The following is a 14849-nucleotide window of genomic DNA, read 5'->3' on the forward strand; positions in this document are numbered from 1 at the left end:
TCATGGATGTTTTTGTTAAGCCCGGCGGTGATGTTCCGCCGCTCTGGTACTACGGTCATGATGATCACGACCAAATCGCCACCAAGACCTTCGGGTTTTGGCTGTATATGCTGAGCGATGCGTTGATCTTTGCCGGACTGTTCGCCGCTTACGCGGTCCTCGACCAGCCGATGAATATGGCAGGCGGGCCGACCGCGGCGCAAATTGTCCATCCTGTTGCCGCCTTCTGGCAAACCATGGCCGTCATGACGAGCGTACTTGCCTATAGTTTAGCGACTGTGGCGCTGAAAACCGGCAATAAAGCGGGGGTACTGCTCGGCATGATCGTGGCGTTCGTGCTCGGCCTTGCATTCATCGGTTTGGAGTTGAATGATTTTGCGAACCTGATGGCTCAAGGCATAACACCTGATCGCAGTGGCTTCCTGTCGGCCTTTTTTGTGCTGATCGCCAGCCATGGTTTGCATATGGTGTTTGGCCTCCTGTGGATGTTCGTCCTCATGATCCAATGCCTGCGCTCGGGATTTTCGCAGGATATCGTCTCGCGGCTTTTGAACTTGCGTATGTTCTGGCAATTCCAGGCCTCGGTCTGGGTGTGTGTTTACGTGTTTATCTATCTGAGGGGGGCTGCCTAGTGTCCACGCAACACTCTAACCCGTTGCACCATCCGGAAGTGCAGCAAGCCAGCGCCCTTGGTTATGTGTCTGGTTATATCGTCTCAGTGCTCATGTTGTTGGGGGCATTGCTGCTGGTTTCAGGGCATGCTCTCTCGCCGATGCTGTTATTGGTGGCGGTATCAGGCCTTGCCCTCTTGGCGCTGATTGCGCAGGCCTTCTTTTTCTATGGGCTGGATATTTCCCAGCACCAGATATGGAAGAGTATTTCGCTGGTTCTGACCGTCCCCTTGTTTGTTCTTTCGATCGGTCTCACGGTCTGGATGTTCCATGAGATGAGTGGCCGGATGATGATGCCCACGGCGGAAACCCAGTCCACGCTTCTGCAATAGTTATCTTCGCCTTTTGTGGAGCGGCAGGCCAGGTCACTCTGTCCTGCCGCCACGAAAAATAGGAGCTTTTTCAGCATCTCCCTTGGCGGGTACTTGCCGAAGGTGATATGGTCATCGCAGGTCATGCCTTAACGCCCCGGGGATTTCCATGCCGGTTCAGCTTGCGCTCTTCCCTGAAGCCGTCGCCCTCACCAGGGTTCGACCGGAGCAGAACGAGTGCCGGTTCTATCGGCTGGAGATTTGGCCTGATCTGTTTGGTCGCACCCTGTTGGTCCGGCAGTGGGGGCGCGTCGGCACGCAAGGACGGCGCCGCCTCGATCCACACCCCGATGCCGGCGCCGCGCTTAATGCCCTGGCCGAGCTTGCTCGCGCCAAGCGCCGCAGCGGTTATTGCGACGCCTAGAGGCTGGCGAAAAGGAAGGCTACTTTTTGTGAACAAAAAGTAGCAAAAAAACTTTGCTCCGCTGGGCCATGGGCGTTGTCGCCGACAAAGCCTCAGGCCCAGCATAGCAAAAGTTTTTGCGCCGCTTTTTTCGAAAAGCGGCCGCTTTCTTCCGCTGCTGAGCCCCGTGCTAGCTTGCCTGGCACCAATCCAGCCACATGGAGGCGTCCCAGGTCCCGTAGGGCGTTGCCCAGGTTGGAGTGAGCCTCTGCATAGTCTGGCCTGCAGCGGATGGCGTTGTTGTAGGCGACAACCGCTTCATCTAAGCGTCCCAAGTTTATAAGGATTGTGCCTAGGTTATAATGATAGTCGCCGGCCGTTGGATTGATCTTAATTGCCTTTCCAATGATTTCGACAGCCATGTCGTTTCGTCCGGTCTGATTGGCGATCACGCCGAGCAGATGCAGGGCGTCGGCATGAAGGGCATCGATCGCCAGCACCTGACGGTAGAACCGCTCGGCCTCCGCCAGTTGGCCGACCTGATGGTGCCGAAGGCCGGCCTCGAACATCATTTTGAGATTTGCCGATGCGGGCTGCTGTGGCGCCGATACAGTCTTGACCTGTGCGCGACGCTGTTTCCGGTTCATTCCCATTATCCTTGGCGACTCGTTTCCGCTAACGAACGGGACGTATTTCAAGCCGCGCGACAAGCAAGCAGATCCGGGGAACTCACGTCAAAGCACAGAGGGGGATGGGCGAGACGCGTTCGGCTGTGCCTGGAGAGGCAAAGTGAGATAGACCGAGGTAAATGGCGGCGTGCGCAGCGGCATACATGGCCTATCCACAAGCTTATCCAGAATTCTGTGGATTATCGTAAAATGCAACGATTAACGCGCTTTCAGCTTGGCGTGGCGGATACTAATCCCGCTCACAAACATGCGAGGTCAGCGGATTGCGCCTTCGTCCTGCTGGCAGAAGCGGGCAGACAAACCATCTAATCCGCAGTAGACTGGGGCGTTACCCTTTGGGGATCGCGATCATGAGAACCCGTAAGTTTTTGGCACTTTGTGCCCTCGGCCTGGCCACCGCCGGCATGCTGGCACCGCCCGCCTCGGCGCATGGCGGTGGCGGTTGGGGCGGTGGCGGTTGGCACGGTGGTGGGGGCTGGCATGGCGGTGGAGGCTGGTACGGCGGCTGGGGTGTCGGCGTCGGCATCGCGCCGTATTATGCGGCACCGCCTTATTATTACTATCCGCCGGCCTATTATGCCCCACCCGCTTATTACCCGCCGCCGGCCGGCTATTATTCGCCCTATCCGGGCTATATCGCTCAACAGCCGTCAGCCGGCGCGCCGGGGCAGACCTGCAATGCCAGCCCTTATGTTTGCCCCACGCGGGTGACTGTGCCGGTCGGCGCGCGCTGCTCCTGTCCGGCCAACGATGGCCGCCGCATCTACGGTTCCGCCGAGTAGGGGGGCAGGCGCGGCGGAGAGACAGGCTTGGGGTTTGCTGCTAATCTGAGCTTGGCTAGGCATGATATGACGACGGATCATGTTTCACGGCGATGCGGGGGAGCCGGTCAACGCCCTGCACGTAGGTCGGTCGCCGCACTGTGCGCTTGGCCATTTTTTCCGACGAGGGATCTTATGAAACGGTTTTTAGGCGCTGCCTGTATTCTTGCCTCTTTGTTCGCCTTCAGCCAGCCGAGCTGGGCGGACCCGGCGCCAACGCAAATCCAGGCGGAAATGGCTGCGGGGCAGTGGCAACAGGCGCATGACGACCTGATGGCGGTGCTGCGCGACCATCCTGACAGCCACAAGGCGCAGAGCATGCTCGCCACGGTCGATACGCATTTGGCGGGGCAGCAGACTGGCGGTGTCATGCCGCTCAACATCGCGTCGCCGCAGGGCGGCCATGGAAGGCTGGTCCCCATCGTGCTGCTGGTGGTCGGCATTTGGGTGGTGTTCCGCATCATGCGGGCCCGGCAGCGGCGCGCGATGGGCAGCATGTACGGTGCGCCGGGCGCCCAGGGATTCGGCCGCAGCCCGAACCCGTTCAACCCGAATATGGGCCCTCCGGGCTATAACCCGAACATGTATCCGCAGCAGCCTCCGGCGGCCGGGGGCGGTATGCTGGGTGGGCTTGCGGGCGGAATCGCGGGCGGGTTGATCGGCGGCGCAATCGCCGACGAGATGCTCGGAAATCGCGACCAGCCGGTGAACGAGACCATCATCAACGAGAACGGCGACAACGCCGGCAATGATGGCTGGGACAACAGCAGCGACGGGTCGCAGCAGGCGGACAACTGGAACGACGACAACAACAACGACAGCTGGACCTGAGCGGGTCTGCAAGCGCAGGGGAAGGCTTTTTGATAAATGCCGGGCCATGGGCGTTGTCGGTGACACAGCCCCAGGCCCGGCAAAGAAAAAGTTTTTGCGCCGCTTTTTTCAAAAAGCGGCTGCTTCCTTTTAGCTGAGCCGGTCGTCCTCATAGGGCGGCCGGGCGCGCGCGAAGCGCGAGGCGATGCTGCGGGCGATCACCAGCACGATCACCAGCCCGCACAAGGTCATGATGTCGACCGCGGAAATCACCTGGGCGTAGAGTTGGATCAGCAACTCGCGCAGCGCGAACACGATCGTCACGTCGAGCAGGTTCGCCAGCCGGATATGCCGGGTCCGGGCATATTCCATGAAGGTGTTGAACAGTTCGATGAGAATGACGACTTCGAGGACCCGTTCGACCAGCGCGCGCAGCATGCTCTCGTCGGTGGCGTGCTGGCCCGCGAAGGGGAACATCGCCAGCGTGCTGATCACCGCCTGCAGGAAGGCGAAGCCGAGTGCTACCAGCATCAACGGAATCACGCCGAGGATGATCAGCTCGATCGCCCGGTCATAGAGCCGGAATATCAGGTGCCGGATGCCGCTGTTGTGGTGTATTTCGTTCTTCAGCTCGGTCAAACCGTTAATCTTCCTTCGTGCAGGGGGGCAAGGCGCGCATGCGAGGCCCGCTCTAGCCGCGTCGCATATTTTGTGGGGGCTGGACAGGGGACAAAAATCGCGTTTCCGTGACCTCAAAATTGTGGGAGCTTACGCATGCGTTATACTGTTCCGGCGATTTGTCTGATCGCCCTGCTGCCCGCTGCTTCCGGCGCGCAAACCCTGCAGTCGACCGGCACGCCGGCGGATCTGCCGAAAATCCATGTCACCAGCACCAGTTTCGCCAATGGCGCGGAGCAGCCGCGCAGCGTCGCTTTCGCCGCGTGCGGCGGGGAAAATATCTCCCCCCAGCTGAGCTGGAGCGGCGCCCCGGCCGGGACCAAAAGCTTTGCCCTGACCGAACTCGACCGTGACGCGCCGGCCCGCGGCGGCTTCTGGCACTGGCTGGTGGTGAACATTCCGCCCTCCGTCACCAGCCTGAAGGCGGGCGCCACATTGCCCGCCGGGGCCGTCGCCGGCATGACCAATCACCATCTGCCTGGTTATCAGGGGCCATGCCCGCCGGTGGGCGGCAACCCGCACCATTACATATTTACGATCAGCGCCCTGAACGTCGCCAGCCTGCCTGCCGTGACTGCGGATTCAACCGGCCCGGCGGTGCAGATCGCCGTGCGCGGCCATGTCATTGCGCAGGGAACTTATACGGGCACGTATGCGCGGTAGAAAGGAAAGCAGCCGCTTTTTGAAAAAAGCGGCGCAAAAACTTTTACTATGCTGGGGCATGGGCGGTGTCCCCGACAGCGCCCATGCCCCAAATTAACAAAGTTTTTTTTGCTTCTTTTTGTTCACAAAAAGAAGCCTTCTCCTTACGCTTCTCTAAGCAGAGTTCAGCCAATATCGCTCTTGGCGTGGAGGCGCGGTTCCAGACCGCTGAGATCGTACCCGGCTTGCACGGCGTGGTGCAGAATCTCGTCAGCCGGCATCTTTCCGGCCTGCGCCAGTGCCCACATGGTGGTTGAGCGCATGCCGCTGCGGCAATAGGCCAGGACCGGGCCGGGTGCGGTCTGCAGCGTTGCGGCCATAAGCTGCACCGCTTCAGGGGTCATGGTCGCGGCGCTCACAGGGATGTTGACGAAGTTCAACCCATGCTGCTTCGCCAGCGCCTCGATCTCCGCCGCGTTCGGCTGCCCCGGAACCTCGCCGTCCGGCCGGTTGTTGATGATGGTCGTGTATCCGAGCTGTGCGACGGCGGCGATATCCGCGGCCGATATCTGCGGCGCCACGGCAAAATTTTCGGTGATCGGCTTGATCGGCATCAGCAATTCTCCCTATTTGCGGGCCGAAATTGCAGCCCCATCGCGTTTCCTTCTGCCAAGTGCAGGGCGCGGTCAAGCATCGTGTCGCCCCTTGCGGCCTTGGCAAAACGCCGTAACTTCAAGCCCTGGAATCAAGCTCTCGCCTTGCTTTCACGGCATGGTATGGATCGGCATGATGGACCGGAACGCGGCGCTGGTGGTGCGGGGGCTGACGAAGTCTTTTGGCCGGAACATCGTCGCCGGGCTGGACCTGCGCCTCCAGCCGGGCGAGTTCTACGCGCTGCTGGGCCCCAACGGCGCCGGCAAGACCACCAGCCTACGCATGATCGCCGGGCTGCTGCGCCCCGACGCCGGGAGCGTTTCGGTGTTTGGCCGCGATGTTTGGGCGGACCCGATTGCGGCCAAGTCGATCATGGCCTGGCTGCCGGACGAGCCGCTGCTCTACGACCGGCTAAGCCCGATGGAATATCTCGAATACGTCGCCGGGCTGTGGCGCGTGCCGCCGCGCGATGCCCGGGTCCGGGCCGAGGCGCTGATGGAAACGCTGGGTCTGTGGCCGCACCGGCATGAGCGCTGCGAAGGGTTCTCCCGCGGCATGAAGCAGAAAACCGTGCTGGCCGGAGCGCTGATCCACGAGCCGAAGTTTCTGCTCCTCGACGAGCCCTTCACCGGGTTGGACGCCGCTTCGGCGCGGCTGGTGAAGGAGATGCTGCAGCGCCGCGCCGCCGCCGGCGCGGCGCTGATCCTCACCACGCATAGTCTGGAAGTTGCCGAGCGCCTCGCCACCCGTATCGGCATTCTGGCCGGCGGCCAGTTGCTGGCGGAAGGTGACCTCACGGCGCTGCAGTTGCGCGCCGGCGTTTCCGCCGGCTCGCTGGAAGACGTCTTTTTGCGCCTGACCGCCGGCGAGAAGAAAGCAGCCGCTTTTTGAAAAAAGCGGCACAAAAACTTCTTTTATGCTGGGCCATGGGCGTTGTCCGGAACAACGCCCATGGCCCAGCATAACAAAGTTTTTTTGCTTCTTTTTGTTCACAAAAAGAAGCCTTCCCTTCGCTTACCTTGTCTTTCTGATGTTTAACCCTCCCGGCTTCTTCTGGCTGCTGGCTCAAGAAATGCGGGTGTTGTGGCGCGGCTCTATGCTGGTCCGTTCGCGCCGTTATGTGCTGGGGCCGGTCATCGTCATTGGGCTGCTGTTCCAAAGCGTGGCCCTGCTGCTCGCCGGCGAGATCACGCGCCACCGGCTGCCGGAACCGGAAATGCTGCTGGTCGCCAACATCAACCTGTTCTTTTTCTTCGTGCTGATGTTTTCGCGCGCGATGATCGCGGCGATCGACGTGCTGTACGGGCGCGGCGATGTGGATTTCCTGCTCGCCTCACCGATTCCGCCCGGACGGGTGCTGGCGGTGCGGATAATCGGCGTGGGCGCCAGCGTAGCCGCACCGTGGCTGTTGCTGGGCGGGGTGCTGGCCAACGGTCTCGCCGTATACGGGCAGTACTGGGCGTTGTCGGTCTATCCCATGCTCCTGGCCGAAGGGCTGCTGGTCGCGGCACTGGCCTTCGCGCTGGTGGTGATGCTGGTGGGCACGACCGGCCCGGCGGCGGCGCGGCGCGCCGGGCACACGCTGGCGCTGCTGATGGGCGTGGTTATTTTCGCGCTGGGCCAGGCGCCCCGCTTCATGGGGCCCGCGCTGCTGACGCGCTTCTGGCAGGCCTTCACCCCGTCACCCGGCGCGCATGGCCCGGCACTCATTTTCGCCCGCGCCATGCTGGGGCAAACAATGCCGCTGGCGCTTAGCCTCGGCTTGAGCCTCGCCATCTTTGGCCTGGTATGGGTCACGCTGGATCGGCGCTTTGCCAACGGCTCGATCAGTGCCGCCGCCTACCGCCCGGCGGGGGCGACAAGGCGGCAGGGTGCTTCCTTCCGGGCCGGTCCGGTGAGCGCGGTGTTCATGAAAAACCTGCGTTTGCTCACACGCTTCCCCGGTGTGGTCAGCCAGACGGTCTACCGCTCGCTCACGCTGGTGCCGGTGGCAATGATCCTCGCCGGCCGGCTGCGCACAAGCGGGGGTGTCGAGGTCGCGGTGCCGCTGCTGGTTTTTCTCTCTGGCCAGCTCGGTTTGTTTTTCATCTCCGTGCTGGTCGGTGCCGACGACGCGCCGGATCTCGGCGCCAGCGCCCCGGTGGCGCGCGCGTTCCTCCGCCGCGCGGCGCTCGGCGCCGCCGCCTATGCGACGCTGCTGCTGCTGGCCGGACCGGTGCTCCTGGTGCTGTGGCGCGCCCGGTCGCTGGCGCCTGTCCTGCTGGTTTGCATGGCGCTGGTCCTGGCCAGCAATCTGGCGGTGGGCATCCGCCTGCCGATCCCGCTGGTCCGCGCTTTCTTCGGCAAAGGCCAGACCGGCACAGTGCTCGGGCTGGTCGTCGGCGTCGCGGTCAGCAGCGCCTGGGCCTTCGCCGCGTGGCTGCTGGTGGATTAAATAGAAGAAAGTAGCCGCTTTTTAAAAAAAAGCGGCGCAAAAATTTCTGCTCCGCTGGGCCATGGGCGTTGTCGGCGACAACGCCCATGGCCCAGATTAACAAAGTTTTTTTGCTACTTTTTGTTCACAAAAAGTAGCCTTTCTAACCGACCGCCACGTTGTCGAGCAGTCGCACGCTGCCGAGGCGCGCGGCGGTGATCAGGCGCGTGGGTTGCGCCAGGCGCTCCAGCGGCTCCAGCGTTTCGGCGCCGACCAGCGCCAGATAATCCGGTGTCATCCCGGCGGCGATCAGGGCGTGTTTCGCCGCTTCAAGGCTTTCGGCCACCGCCGCGCCGCCGCTTATTTGCGCCGCTGCACGGGTGAGTGCCGCATAGAGTGCCGGAGCCGCCAGGCGCTCGGCGGGCTTCAGAAACCGGTTGCGGGAGGAGAGCGCCAGCCCGTCCACCTCACGGACCGTCGGCACCGGCACGATCTCCACGGGCAACAGAAAATCGGCGGTGAAGCGGCGGATCACCTGCACCTGCTGCCAGTCTTTTTCGCCGAAATACGCGGCGTGCGGCCGCACCTGGCCGAACAGTTTCGCGACCACCGTGGCCACGCCGGCAAAATGCCCGGGCCGCGCCGCACCTTCCCAACGTGTTGCCGGCCCGCCGACCGTGATCGTGCTGGCCGCGTCCGAGGGGTACATGGTGGCGACATCCGGCAGCCAGACCAGATCGCAACCGGCTTGCGCCAGCTGCGCCAGATCGCCCGCCTCGTCGCGCGGGTAGCGGGACAGATCCTCCGTTGGTCCGAATTGCAGCGGGTTGACGAAAATGCTCGCCGCCACCGGCCGTTTGGCCTGCCGCGCCGCCGCCGCCAAAGCGAGATGCCCTCGGTGCAGCGCCCCCATGGTCGGCACCAGCCCGACCGGGCCAAGTTCAGCAAGGGCGGCGTGCAGTTCGGGCAGGGTGCGTACGATTTTCATGACCGCCGTGTTGACGATTTTCGGGCCGTCGTCCAGTCATGCAGGCTGGGCAGCGGGGGCCGCAGGGGATATGGGAATCCAATGAGTTCCAGAACCAAGGCCTGGATCAAGGCCGAGACAAAACTCGGCCGGCGGGCCGGGTGGCTGCCGATTCTGCTGGGGGCCATGCAGACCGTCTTGGGGATCGGCCAGGCCCTTTGCGCCGCGCGTCTCCTGGCCGCCGTGCTGCATCTGGCGCCGCGGGACTTTGGCGCCTTTTTGGCCGCTTTCGGGTTCATCATCCTCGCCGTCTTGCGCGCGCGGGCACAGATGCAGGCGGAACGCCTCGGTTTCGAAGCCGGCGCGACTGCGCGCCGCCGCCTGCGCAACGGCGTGCTTTCCACGCTGCTGGCGCTGGGGCCCGGCGCGCTGCGCGGCCAGCACTCCGCGGCACTCGCCGCCACGGCGGTCGATCGTGTCGAAGCGATGGAAGGGTTCCACGCCCGCTGGATTTCCGCCACCACCATGGCGGTCATCGGTCCTCTTCTAGTTGGCTTGGCCGCTTTATGGGCCGACTGGCGGAGCGGGATCGTGCTGCTCATCGCCGGGCTGCTGGTGCCGTTCGCCATGGCGGTCGCCGGCATCGGCGCCGGCGTCGCCGCGAAACGGCAATTCCTCGCCATGACACGCTTGCAGGTGCGCTTCCTCGACCGCATCCGCGGCATCTCCACCATCGTGCTGGCGGGCCGCGCGGCGGACGAGGCCAGCGCGCTGAGCGCCGTCGCGGAGGAGTTGCGCCGCCGCACCATGCGCGTGCTGCGCGTCGCCTTCCTGTCCTCCACCGCGCTCGACCTGGCCGCCGCCGCCGCCCTGATCGTCATCGTGCTGCGCTTTTCCGGCATTGTTCATGGCGCGTTGGGGCTGGCGCCGACGGCGCTGTTCGTGCTGCTCCTGGTGCCGGAATTCTTTGCCCCGCTGCGGGCCTTCGCCGCCGTCTATGGCGACCGCATGGGGGCCGAAGCGGTGGCCGAAGATTTTTGCGCCTTGCCGCCGCCGCCGGAGACCGTGCCGGCCGCGGAAATCCGCACCGTCGCCGCGCAGGGCCTGACCCTGGCCTTCGAGCATGTGTCCTTTACCTGGGAAGCGGCGCGCGGCCGGGTGCTGGATGATTTGTCCTTCCGCGTCGGCGCGGGGGAAATTCTGCTCCTCACCGGCGCGTCAGGTTCCGGCAAATCCACCATCATCGACCTGATCCTCGGCTTTATCGAACCGCAATCCGGCCAGGTGACGATCAACGGTGCGGAACTCACCACGCTGGTCCCGGCGGCGCGCACGCGCATGCTCGGCTGGATCGGCCAGAAGCCGGTGATTTTCGCGGGCACCATCGCCGAGAACATCCGCTTCGCAAGGCCCGAGGCGGGAGATGAAGAGCTCGCAGAGGCGATCCGCCTGGCGCGCCTTTCCGAGCTCATCGCCGCCCTGCCGCAGGGCGTGGAAACGCGCATCGGCGAGGGCGGGTTCGGGCTGTCCGGCGGTCAGGCGCAGCGCATCGCCATCGCCCGCGCCTTCCTCAAGGACGCGCCGCTGCTGCTGCTCGACGAGCCGACCGCACATCTCGACCCCGCCGTGGAGCATGACGTGCTGGACAGCATCAAGCGCCTCGCCGCCGGGCGCACCGTGATCCTCGCCACCCATTCCGCAGTGGCGATGGATTTTGCCCGCAATTCCGGCGCTCGTCGGCTCGATCTCGACGCGCTGCGCTACGCCCGCCTGCGGGGGGTGGTGGCATGAATGCGGTCACCCGCATTTTCCAGCTGTGGCGCGGTCAGGTGGCGTGGCTGGCGTTCGGCGCACTGCTCTCGTTGGGGACGCTGGCCGCCGGGGCGGCGCTGATGGGCGCCTCCGGCCGCTATATCGCCATTTCGCTCCTGGGCGGCGTCGCTCTGGTGCCGATGCTGCTGCAGGCCACCGGCACGGCCCGCGTGGTGCTGCGCTACCTGGAGCGCGTCTTCACCCATGAGGCGATGTTTCGCGCTTTGACGCGGCTGCGCATCTGGCTGTTCACGGGCCTGACCCGCAGCGCCGCCGGCGGCCTCGGCTTGCGCCGCTCCGGTGACATGCTGGCGCGCCTGGTCAACGACGTGGACGCGCTGGACGGCCTTTACTTGCGGATTCTGGTCCCGCTGCTCGGCGCCTGTCTGCTCCTGCCGATCCTCGCGGTGCTGCTCTGGCACGAGCTGCCCACCGCCATCCTGGCCCTCATCCCGTTCTGCTATGTCGCCTTTCTGCTCCCGGCGCGTGCGGCGCGGGCGGCGCAGGAAAACGGCGCGCGCGCCGGGCTCGCGATGTCGGGCCTGCGCAGCGCCGTTCTGGACGCGCTCACCGGCCTGCGCGAGGTGAAAATTTTCGCCGCCGAGGGCCGCATGCTGGCCGCCGTGCAGGCGCGCGAGGCCGCCTTCCTGGCGGCGCAGCGCGACCTCGTGTTCCGCAGCAGCGCCCTGAACGGTCGCGCCTACCTCGCCGCCCAGGCCGGCATCCTGCTGGCGCTGGTGGTCGGCCTGGCGGGCGCGCCGGTGGCCGCGGTCATCGCCGTGTTCGTGCTGATCCTGGCCTTCGAGACCGTGCTCGGCCTGCCGCGCGCCGGGCTGCTCTTTGGCCAGGCCACCGCCGCCGCTTCGCGCGTGGTGTCCGCCGCCGAGGCACCGCCGCACGTGCCGGAGCCGCTTCACCCGGTCGCCATGCCGTCGGGCAATGCCATCGCCTTCGAGCATGTCAGCTTCCGCTACGCGCCGGACCTGCCTTACGTGTTCGAGGGCCTTTCGCTGCAGCTGCCGCGCGGCTCGCGCACGGCCATCCTTGGCCCCTCGGGCGCCGGCAAATCAACCATCGCGGCGCTGCTGCTGAAACTCATCGCGCCCGAATCCGGGCAAATCCGTCTCGGCGGGGCCGACCTCGCCACCCTGCCGTCCGAAGCGGTGCGCCATCGCATCGCCTATCTCAGCCAGGCGACGCATCTGTTCGCCGATACCATCCGCAACAATCTGCTGCTCGGCGACCCCACGGCCGACGATGCCAGGCTGTGGGCGGCGCTCGACGCGGCGCAGCTGGCGGAGACAATACGCGCTCTGCCCGAGGGCTTGGACAGCTGGCTGGGCGAGGGGGGACAGACGCTCTCCGGCGGGCAGGGGCGGCGGCTCGCGCTGGCCCGCACCCTGCTCTCCGACGCGCCGATCCTGGTCCTCGACGAGCCCTGCGCGGGCCTGGATGTGGCGACCGAAATGGAATTCATGCGCACGCTGAATGACGCCGTCACCGGCCGCACCGTGCTGCTGATCCTGCACCGCCTCACCGGCGCCGAACAGCTCGACCGTATCTGGCGCCTGACCGCAGGTTCCCTGGTCGCCGCTGCCGGATAAAGGGAAGGCCTACTTTTTGTGAACAAAAAGTAGCAAAAAAACTTTATTAATTTGGGCCATGGGTGGTGTCGCCGACAACGCCCTTGGCCCGGCCCCTTGAAGCGGGCATCAAAAATTCCATTATAACCAATGGTCCAAAGCGCCTCGGAGAGGGTTTTGGGGCACATGCCTGCCGGTCCGCCTGATGGGGGCCGGAATGTAAAAAATGACCTTGCTAAACTCAGGAGGTTTATCATGACGTACGACTTTGCGCCGCTATTCCGTACCGCGATCGGCTTCGACCGCCTCGCCCGTTTGGTGGATACGCTGCCGCAGGATGCGACGACCTACCCACCCTACAACATCGAAAAGACCGGCGAGGAATCCTATCGCCTCACGCTTGCGGTCGCCGGCTTCTCTGCCGACGATATCGAGCTGACGGTGAAGGATAACGCGCTGGTGGTGGCAGGGCGTGTCGCCGAGGAACCCAGCAAGAACGAGTTCCTGCATCGTGGCATCGCCGCGCGCGCCTTCACCCGCCGTTTCGTGCTCGCCGACCACATGGTGGTCGAGGGGGCGGATATCGCCAACGGCCTGCTGCACGTCTCGATCAAGCGTGTGGTGCCGGAAGCCGCGAAACCCCGCCGCATCGCCATCACCGGTGCCAGCGCCGTGCCGAAGACGATCGACGGTCCGGACGTTCCCAAAGCGGCGTAATTTTCCAAGGTAAGGAAAAAGGGGGCCATGGGCGCTGTCGCTGACACCGCCCATGGCCCAGCATAGCCCAAAAGTTTTTGCGCCGCTTTTTTCAAAAAGCGGCTACTTCCTTACGTCCCCGGCACATGCCGCAGATCGGTGCCGATCAAGGTCGGGATCACCAGCAGCACGTCGTGGCCGTGCATCACCGTTAGCGCCGGGCCCGGCCGCAGCAGCATGAAATCCGGCGCGTATTCGTCGGCGATCTGCGACACGTTCCCCGGCATCGCGAGGATGAGAATGTTCTTGTGCAGCAGCGAGGCAGGCGGTGTGGCGATGCCGAATTCATGCGGATCCGCCCCGAACACCGTGACCGGCAGCCGATCGCGCAGGGCGTAGCCGATTTTGCCCGCATCGAACCAGCGCAACGCCACCACCGCCTGCGCCTGGCGCGGAATGCCGGCGGCGGCCGTGTCCCAGTCGACGATCTGCAGCAGCGGCGATTTGCCGGGCGGGAAGAAATGATTGAGCCCCGGTATGAAGTTCAGCGTCGCCTCGGCGGCGATGAACATGGCGGCGAACGCGAGCAGAAAGGCGGAGAGGGCGGCGACGGTGTTGCGCAGCCGGGGGGCAAAATTTTCCGCCCAGCTTCCCAGCATCGGCAGCAGCATCAGATAGCCCGGCGTCGCCCAGTGATAGAGAATTTTCGTCGATGACCAGATGCCGAAGACGGAGAACAGCACCACCGGCAGCAGGCCGAGCAGGCTGAGCAGCCAGCCGCGCCGCTCCGCCGGCCCGCGCCGTAGCGCGCCGATTTGCAGGCAGACCATCGGCAGCCACAGCCAGGGGAGCAAAAACAGCGCCTCGCCGCCCCAGACGGTCAGCGGCGCCAGGGGATGCAGGCGCAGCCCGGTCGCCCGGTCGCCCTGGAACGCGAAGGACTGCCAGCCATGGGTGGCGTTCCACCAGATCACCGGCATGAACATCGCCACCGCCAGCACGGCGGCTACCCAAGGTGCGAAACGCCGCAACTCCCGCCGTGAGAGCGGGTCGCTCAGCATCGCCAGCCCGGCGCCTGCGAGCACCAGGGCCGCATTGTATTTGCTTAAGCAAGCCAGCCCGGCGAAAAACCCGGCAGCAAGCCACCAGCGGGGCTGCGGCGGGGTCGGCACGGCGGCGATTCCCAGCGCCCGGAGCATGGCGTAGAGCGCCGCCAGCAGTGCCGTATCCAGCGGCCCGTCCGGGAGCACCCAGCTGCCGAAAGCGAGTGAAAAGACCGGCGAGATGTTATAGGCCACCACCGCCCAGAACGCCGCACCCCTCGTGTAGAGCCGCGCGGTGATCCGGTAGATCAGCCAGGACGAGACCGCCGAGAGCAGGATGAAAGGCAGGCGCACGACAATCGGCGCCATGCTGTGAAACAGTGCGCGGCTGCCGAGCTCAAGCCACCAGGAGACGAGCGGATGGTCGAAATACGAGGCGGCAAAATGGTCCGACGCCGCGACCATATAGCTCTCGTCGATGCCGAGCCCGGTGAAATTCGCAAAAACCAGCCGCAGCACCGTGGCCAGCAGCACAACCCAAACCGCATTCATGTCCGCTGCATGGCGTGGTGCCGGGGTTTAGGCAAGGGTAAGGCAAAAAAAGGGGAAGGCTACTTTTTGTGAACAAAAAGTAGCAAAAAAACTTTGTTAATTTG

At 64.4% G+C, this 14849-nt stretch carries 16 protein-coding genes; 11 read left to right on the top strand and 5 right to left on the bottom strand.

Annotation, left to right across the window (positions count from 1 at the left end):
• Positions 1 to 2 precede the first annotated feature (2 nt).
• The 3 genes from VGG47_RS13145 to VGG47_RS13155 all read left to right on the top strand — a co-directional run bounded on the left by VGG47_RS13145 (position 3) and on the right by VGG47_RS13155 (position 1406).
• On the top strand, positions 3 to 632 hold the full coding sequence (locus VGG47_RS13145; protein WP_331539286.1) for a cytochrome c oxidase subunit 3: 630 nt from the start codon (positions 3 to 5) through the stop codon (positions 630 to 632).
• Complete coding sequence (locus VGG47_RS13150) at positions 632 to 1003, top strand: hypothetical protein (protein WP_331539288.1); 372 nt, start codon at positions 632 to 634, stop codon at positions 1001 to 1003. Before VGG47_RS13145 ends, VGG47_RS13150 begins: the two co-directional genes overlap by 1 nt.
• Before the next feature lie 148 nt (positions 1004 to 1151).
• On the top strand, positions 1152 to 1406 hold the full coding sequence (locus VGG47_RS13155; protein WP_331539290.1) for a WGR domain-containing protein: 255 nt from the start codon (positions 1152 to 1154) through the stop codon (positions 1404 to 1406).
• Between the two features lie 92 nt (positions 1407 to 1498).
• Here VGG47_RS13155 and VGG47_RS13160 read toward each other — a convergent pair whose 3' ends face one another.
• Positions 1499 to 2032: a tetratricopeptide repeat protein gene (locus VGG47_RS13160; RefSeq protein ID WP_331539292.1), complete on the bottom strand. Its 534-nt coding sequence runs from the start codon at positions 2030 to 2032 to the stop codon at positions 1499 to 1501.
• A gap of 392 nt (positions 2033 to 2424) precedes the next feature.
• Between VGG47_RS13160 and VGG47_RS13165 the strand changes: the two genes are divergently transcribed.
• The gene (locus tag VGG47_RS13165) at positions 2425 to 2856 is read left to right on the top strand and encodes a hypothetical protein (protein WP_331539294.1); all 432 of its coding nucleotides are present in this window, start codon (positions 2425 to 2427) and stop codon (positions 2854 to 2856) included.
• 174 nt (positions 2857 to 3030) lie between these two features.
• Positions 3031 to 3726, top strand: a complete 696-nt coding sequence (locus VGG47_RS13170) for a hypothetical protein (RefSeq protein ID WP_331539296.1) — start codon at positions 3031 to 3033, stop codon at positions 3724 to 3726.
• A gap of 129 nt (positions 3727 to 3855) precedes the next feature.
• Here VGG47_RS13170 and VGG47_RS13175 read toward each other — a convergent pair whose 3' ends face one another.
• The gene (locus tag VGG47_RS13175; RefSeq protein WP_331539298.1) at positions 3856 to 4344 is read right to left on the bottom strand and encodes a phosphate-starvation-inducible PsiE family protein; all 489 of its coding nucleotides are present in this window, start codon (positions 4342 to 4344) and stop codon (positions 3856 to 3858) included.
• 135 nt (positions 4345 to 4479) lie between these two features.
• On the opposite strand from VGG47_RS13175, the gene VGG47_RS13180 reads away from it, so the two are divergent.
• The gene (locus tag VGG47_RS13180; RefSeq protein ID WP_331539300.1) at positions 4480 to 5046 is read left to right on the top strand and encodes a YbhB/YbcL family Raf kinase inhibitor-like protein; all 567 of its coding nucleotides are present in this window, start codon (positions 4480 to 4482) and stop codon (positions 5044 to 5046) included.
• A 164-nt stretch (positions 5047 to 5210) separates the two neighbouring features.
• Here the strand turns inward: VGG47_RS13180 and VGG47_RS13185 are convergent, their stop codons facing one another.
• Positions 5211 to 5639 (bottom strand): TIGR01244 family sulfur transferase, encoded by a 429-nt coding sequence (locus VGG47_RS13185; RefSeq protein ID WP_331539302.1) that lies wholly within the window; start codon positions 5637 to 5639, stop codon positions 5211 to 5213.
• A gap of 172 nt (positions 5640 to 5811) precedes the next feature.
• On the opposite strand from VGG47_RS13185, the gene VGG47_RS13190 reads away from it, so the two are divergent.
• Both VGG47_RS13190 and VGG47_RS13195 read left to right on the top strand, forming a co-directional pair.
• Entirely contained in the window at positions 5812 to 6570 is a 759-nt protein-coding gene (locus VGG47_RS13190) for an ABC transporter ATP-binding protein (protein WP_331539304.1), read from the top strand.
• Between the two features lie 205 nt (positions 6571 to 6775).
• Positions 6776 to 8113: a hypothetical protein gene (locus tag VGG47_RS13195; protein ID WP_331539306.1), complete on the top strand. Its 1338-nt coding sequence runs from the start codon at positions 6776 to 6778 to the stop codon at positions 8111 to 8113.
• A gap of 142 nt (positions 8114 to 8255) precedes the next feature.
• Here the strand turns inward: VGG47_RS13195 and panC are convergent, their stop codons facing one another.
• Positions 8256 to 9080, bottom strand: a complete 825-nt coding sequence (panC, locus tag VGG47_RS13200; protein ID WP_331539308.1) for a pantoate--beta-alanine ligase — start codon at positions 9078 to 9080, stop codon at positions 8256 to 8258.
• A gap of 81 nt (positions 9081 to 9161) precedes the next feature.
• On the opposite strand from panC, the gene cydD reads away from it, so the two are divergent.
• The 3 genes from cydD (at position 9162) to VGG47_RS13215 (ending at position 13171) form a co-directional block, all read left to right on the top strand.
• Complete coding sequence (gene cydD, locus VGG47_RS13205) at positions 9162 to 10850, top strand: thiol reductant ABC exporter subunit CydD (protein WP_331539310.1); 1689 nt, start codon at positions 9162 to 9164, stop codon at positions 10848 to 10850.
• A complete protein-coding gene (gene cydC / locus VGG47_RS13210; RefSeq protein ID WP_331539312.1) occupies positions 10847 to 12475 on the top strand; it encodes a thiol reductant ABC exporter subunit CydC in 1629 nt (542 codons plus the stop codon). The genes cydD and cydC overlap by 4 nt, the downstream gene beginning before the upstream one ends.
• Before the next feature lie 234 nt (positions 12476 to 12709).
• Positions 12710 to 13171: an Hsp20 family protein gene (locus VGG47_RS13215; RefSeq protein ID WP_331539314.1), complete on the top strand. Its 462-nt coding sequence runs from the start codon at positions 12710 to 12712 to the stop codon at positions 13169 to 13171.
• 110 nt (positions 13172 to 13281) lie between these two features.
• On the opposite strand, the gene VGG47_RS13220 is transcribed toward VGG47_RS13215, so the two are convergent.
• Positions 13282 to 14745, bottom strand: a complete 1464-nt coding sequence (locus VGG47_RS13220) for a glycosyltransferase family 39 protein (RefSeq protein ID WP_331539316.1) — start codon at positions 14743 to 14745, stop codon at positions 13282 to 13284.
• Positions 14746 to 14849: the final 104 nt, after the last annotated feature.

The organism is Acidocella sp., from assembly GCF_036489515.1.
GTDB lineage: Bacteria > Pseudomonadota > Alphaproteobacteria > Acetobacterales > Acetobacteraceae > Acidocella.

Coding starts and splice junctions, on each gene's coding strand:
- VGG47_RS13190 (WP_331539304.1), top strand. CDS start 5,812: ATGATGGACCGGAACGCGGCGCTGGTGGTGCGGGGGCTGACGAAGTCT.
- panC (WP_331539308.1), bottom strand. CDS start 9,080: ATGAAAATCGTACGCACCCTGCCCGAACTGCACGCCGCCCTTGCTGAA.
- VGG47_RS13220 (WP_331539316.1), bottom strand. CDS start 14,745: ATGAATGCGGTTTGGGTTGTGCTGCTGGCCACGGTGCTGCGGCTGGTT.
- cydC (WP_331539312.1), top strand. CDS start 10,847: ATGAATGCGGTCACCCGCATTTTCCAGCTGTGGCGCGGTCAGGTGGCG.
- VGG47_RS13160 (WP_331539292.1), bottom strand. CDS start 2,032: ATGAACCGGAAACAGCGTCGCGCACAGGTCAAGACTGTATCGGCGCCA.
- VGG47_RS13145 (WP_331539286.1), top strand. CDS start 3: ATGGATGTTTTTGTTAAGCCCGGCGGTGATGTTCCGCCGCTCTGGTAC.
- VGG47_RS13185 (WP_331539302.1), bottom strand. CDS start 5,639: ATGCCGATCAAGCCGATCACCGAAAATTTTGCCGTGGCGCCGCAGATA.
- VGG47_RS13155 (WP_331539290.1), top strand. CDS start 1,152: ATGCCGGTTCAGCTTGCGCTCTTCCCTGAAGCCGTCGCCCTCACCAGG.
- cydD (WP_331539310.1), top strand. CDS start 9,162: ATGAGTTCCAGAACCAAGGCCTGGATCAAGGCCGAGACAAAACTCGGC.
- VGG47_RS13180 (WP_331539300.1), top strand. CDS start 4,480: ATGCGTTATACTGTTCCGGCGATTTGTCTGATCGCCCTGCTGCCCGCT.
- VGG47_RS13170 (WP_331539296.1), top strand. CDS start 3,031: ATGAAACGGTTTTTAGGCGCTGCCTGTATTCTTGCCTCTTTGTTCGCC.
- VGG47_RS13215 (WP_331539314.1), top strand. CDS start 12,710: ATGACGTACGACTTTGCGCCGCTATTCCGTACCGCGATCGGCTTCGAC.
- VGG47_RS13165 (WP_331539294.1), top strand. CDS start 2,425: ATGAGAACCCGTAAGTTTTTGGCACTTTGTGCCCTCGGCCTGGCCACC.
- VGG47_RS13195 (WP_331539306.1), top strand. CDS start 6,776: ATGCTGGTCCGTTCGCGCCGTTATGTGCTGGGGCCGGTCATCGTCATT.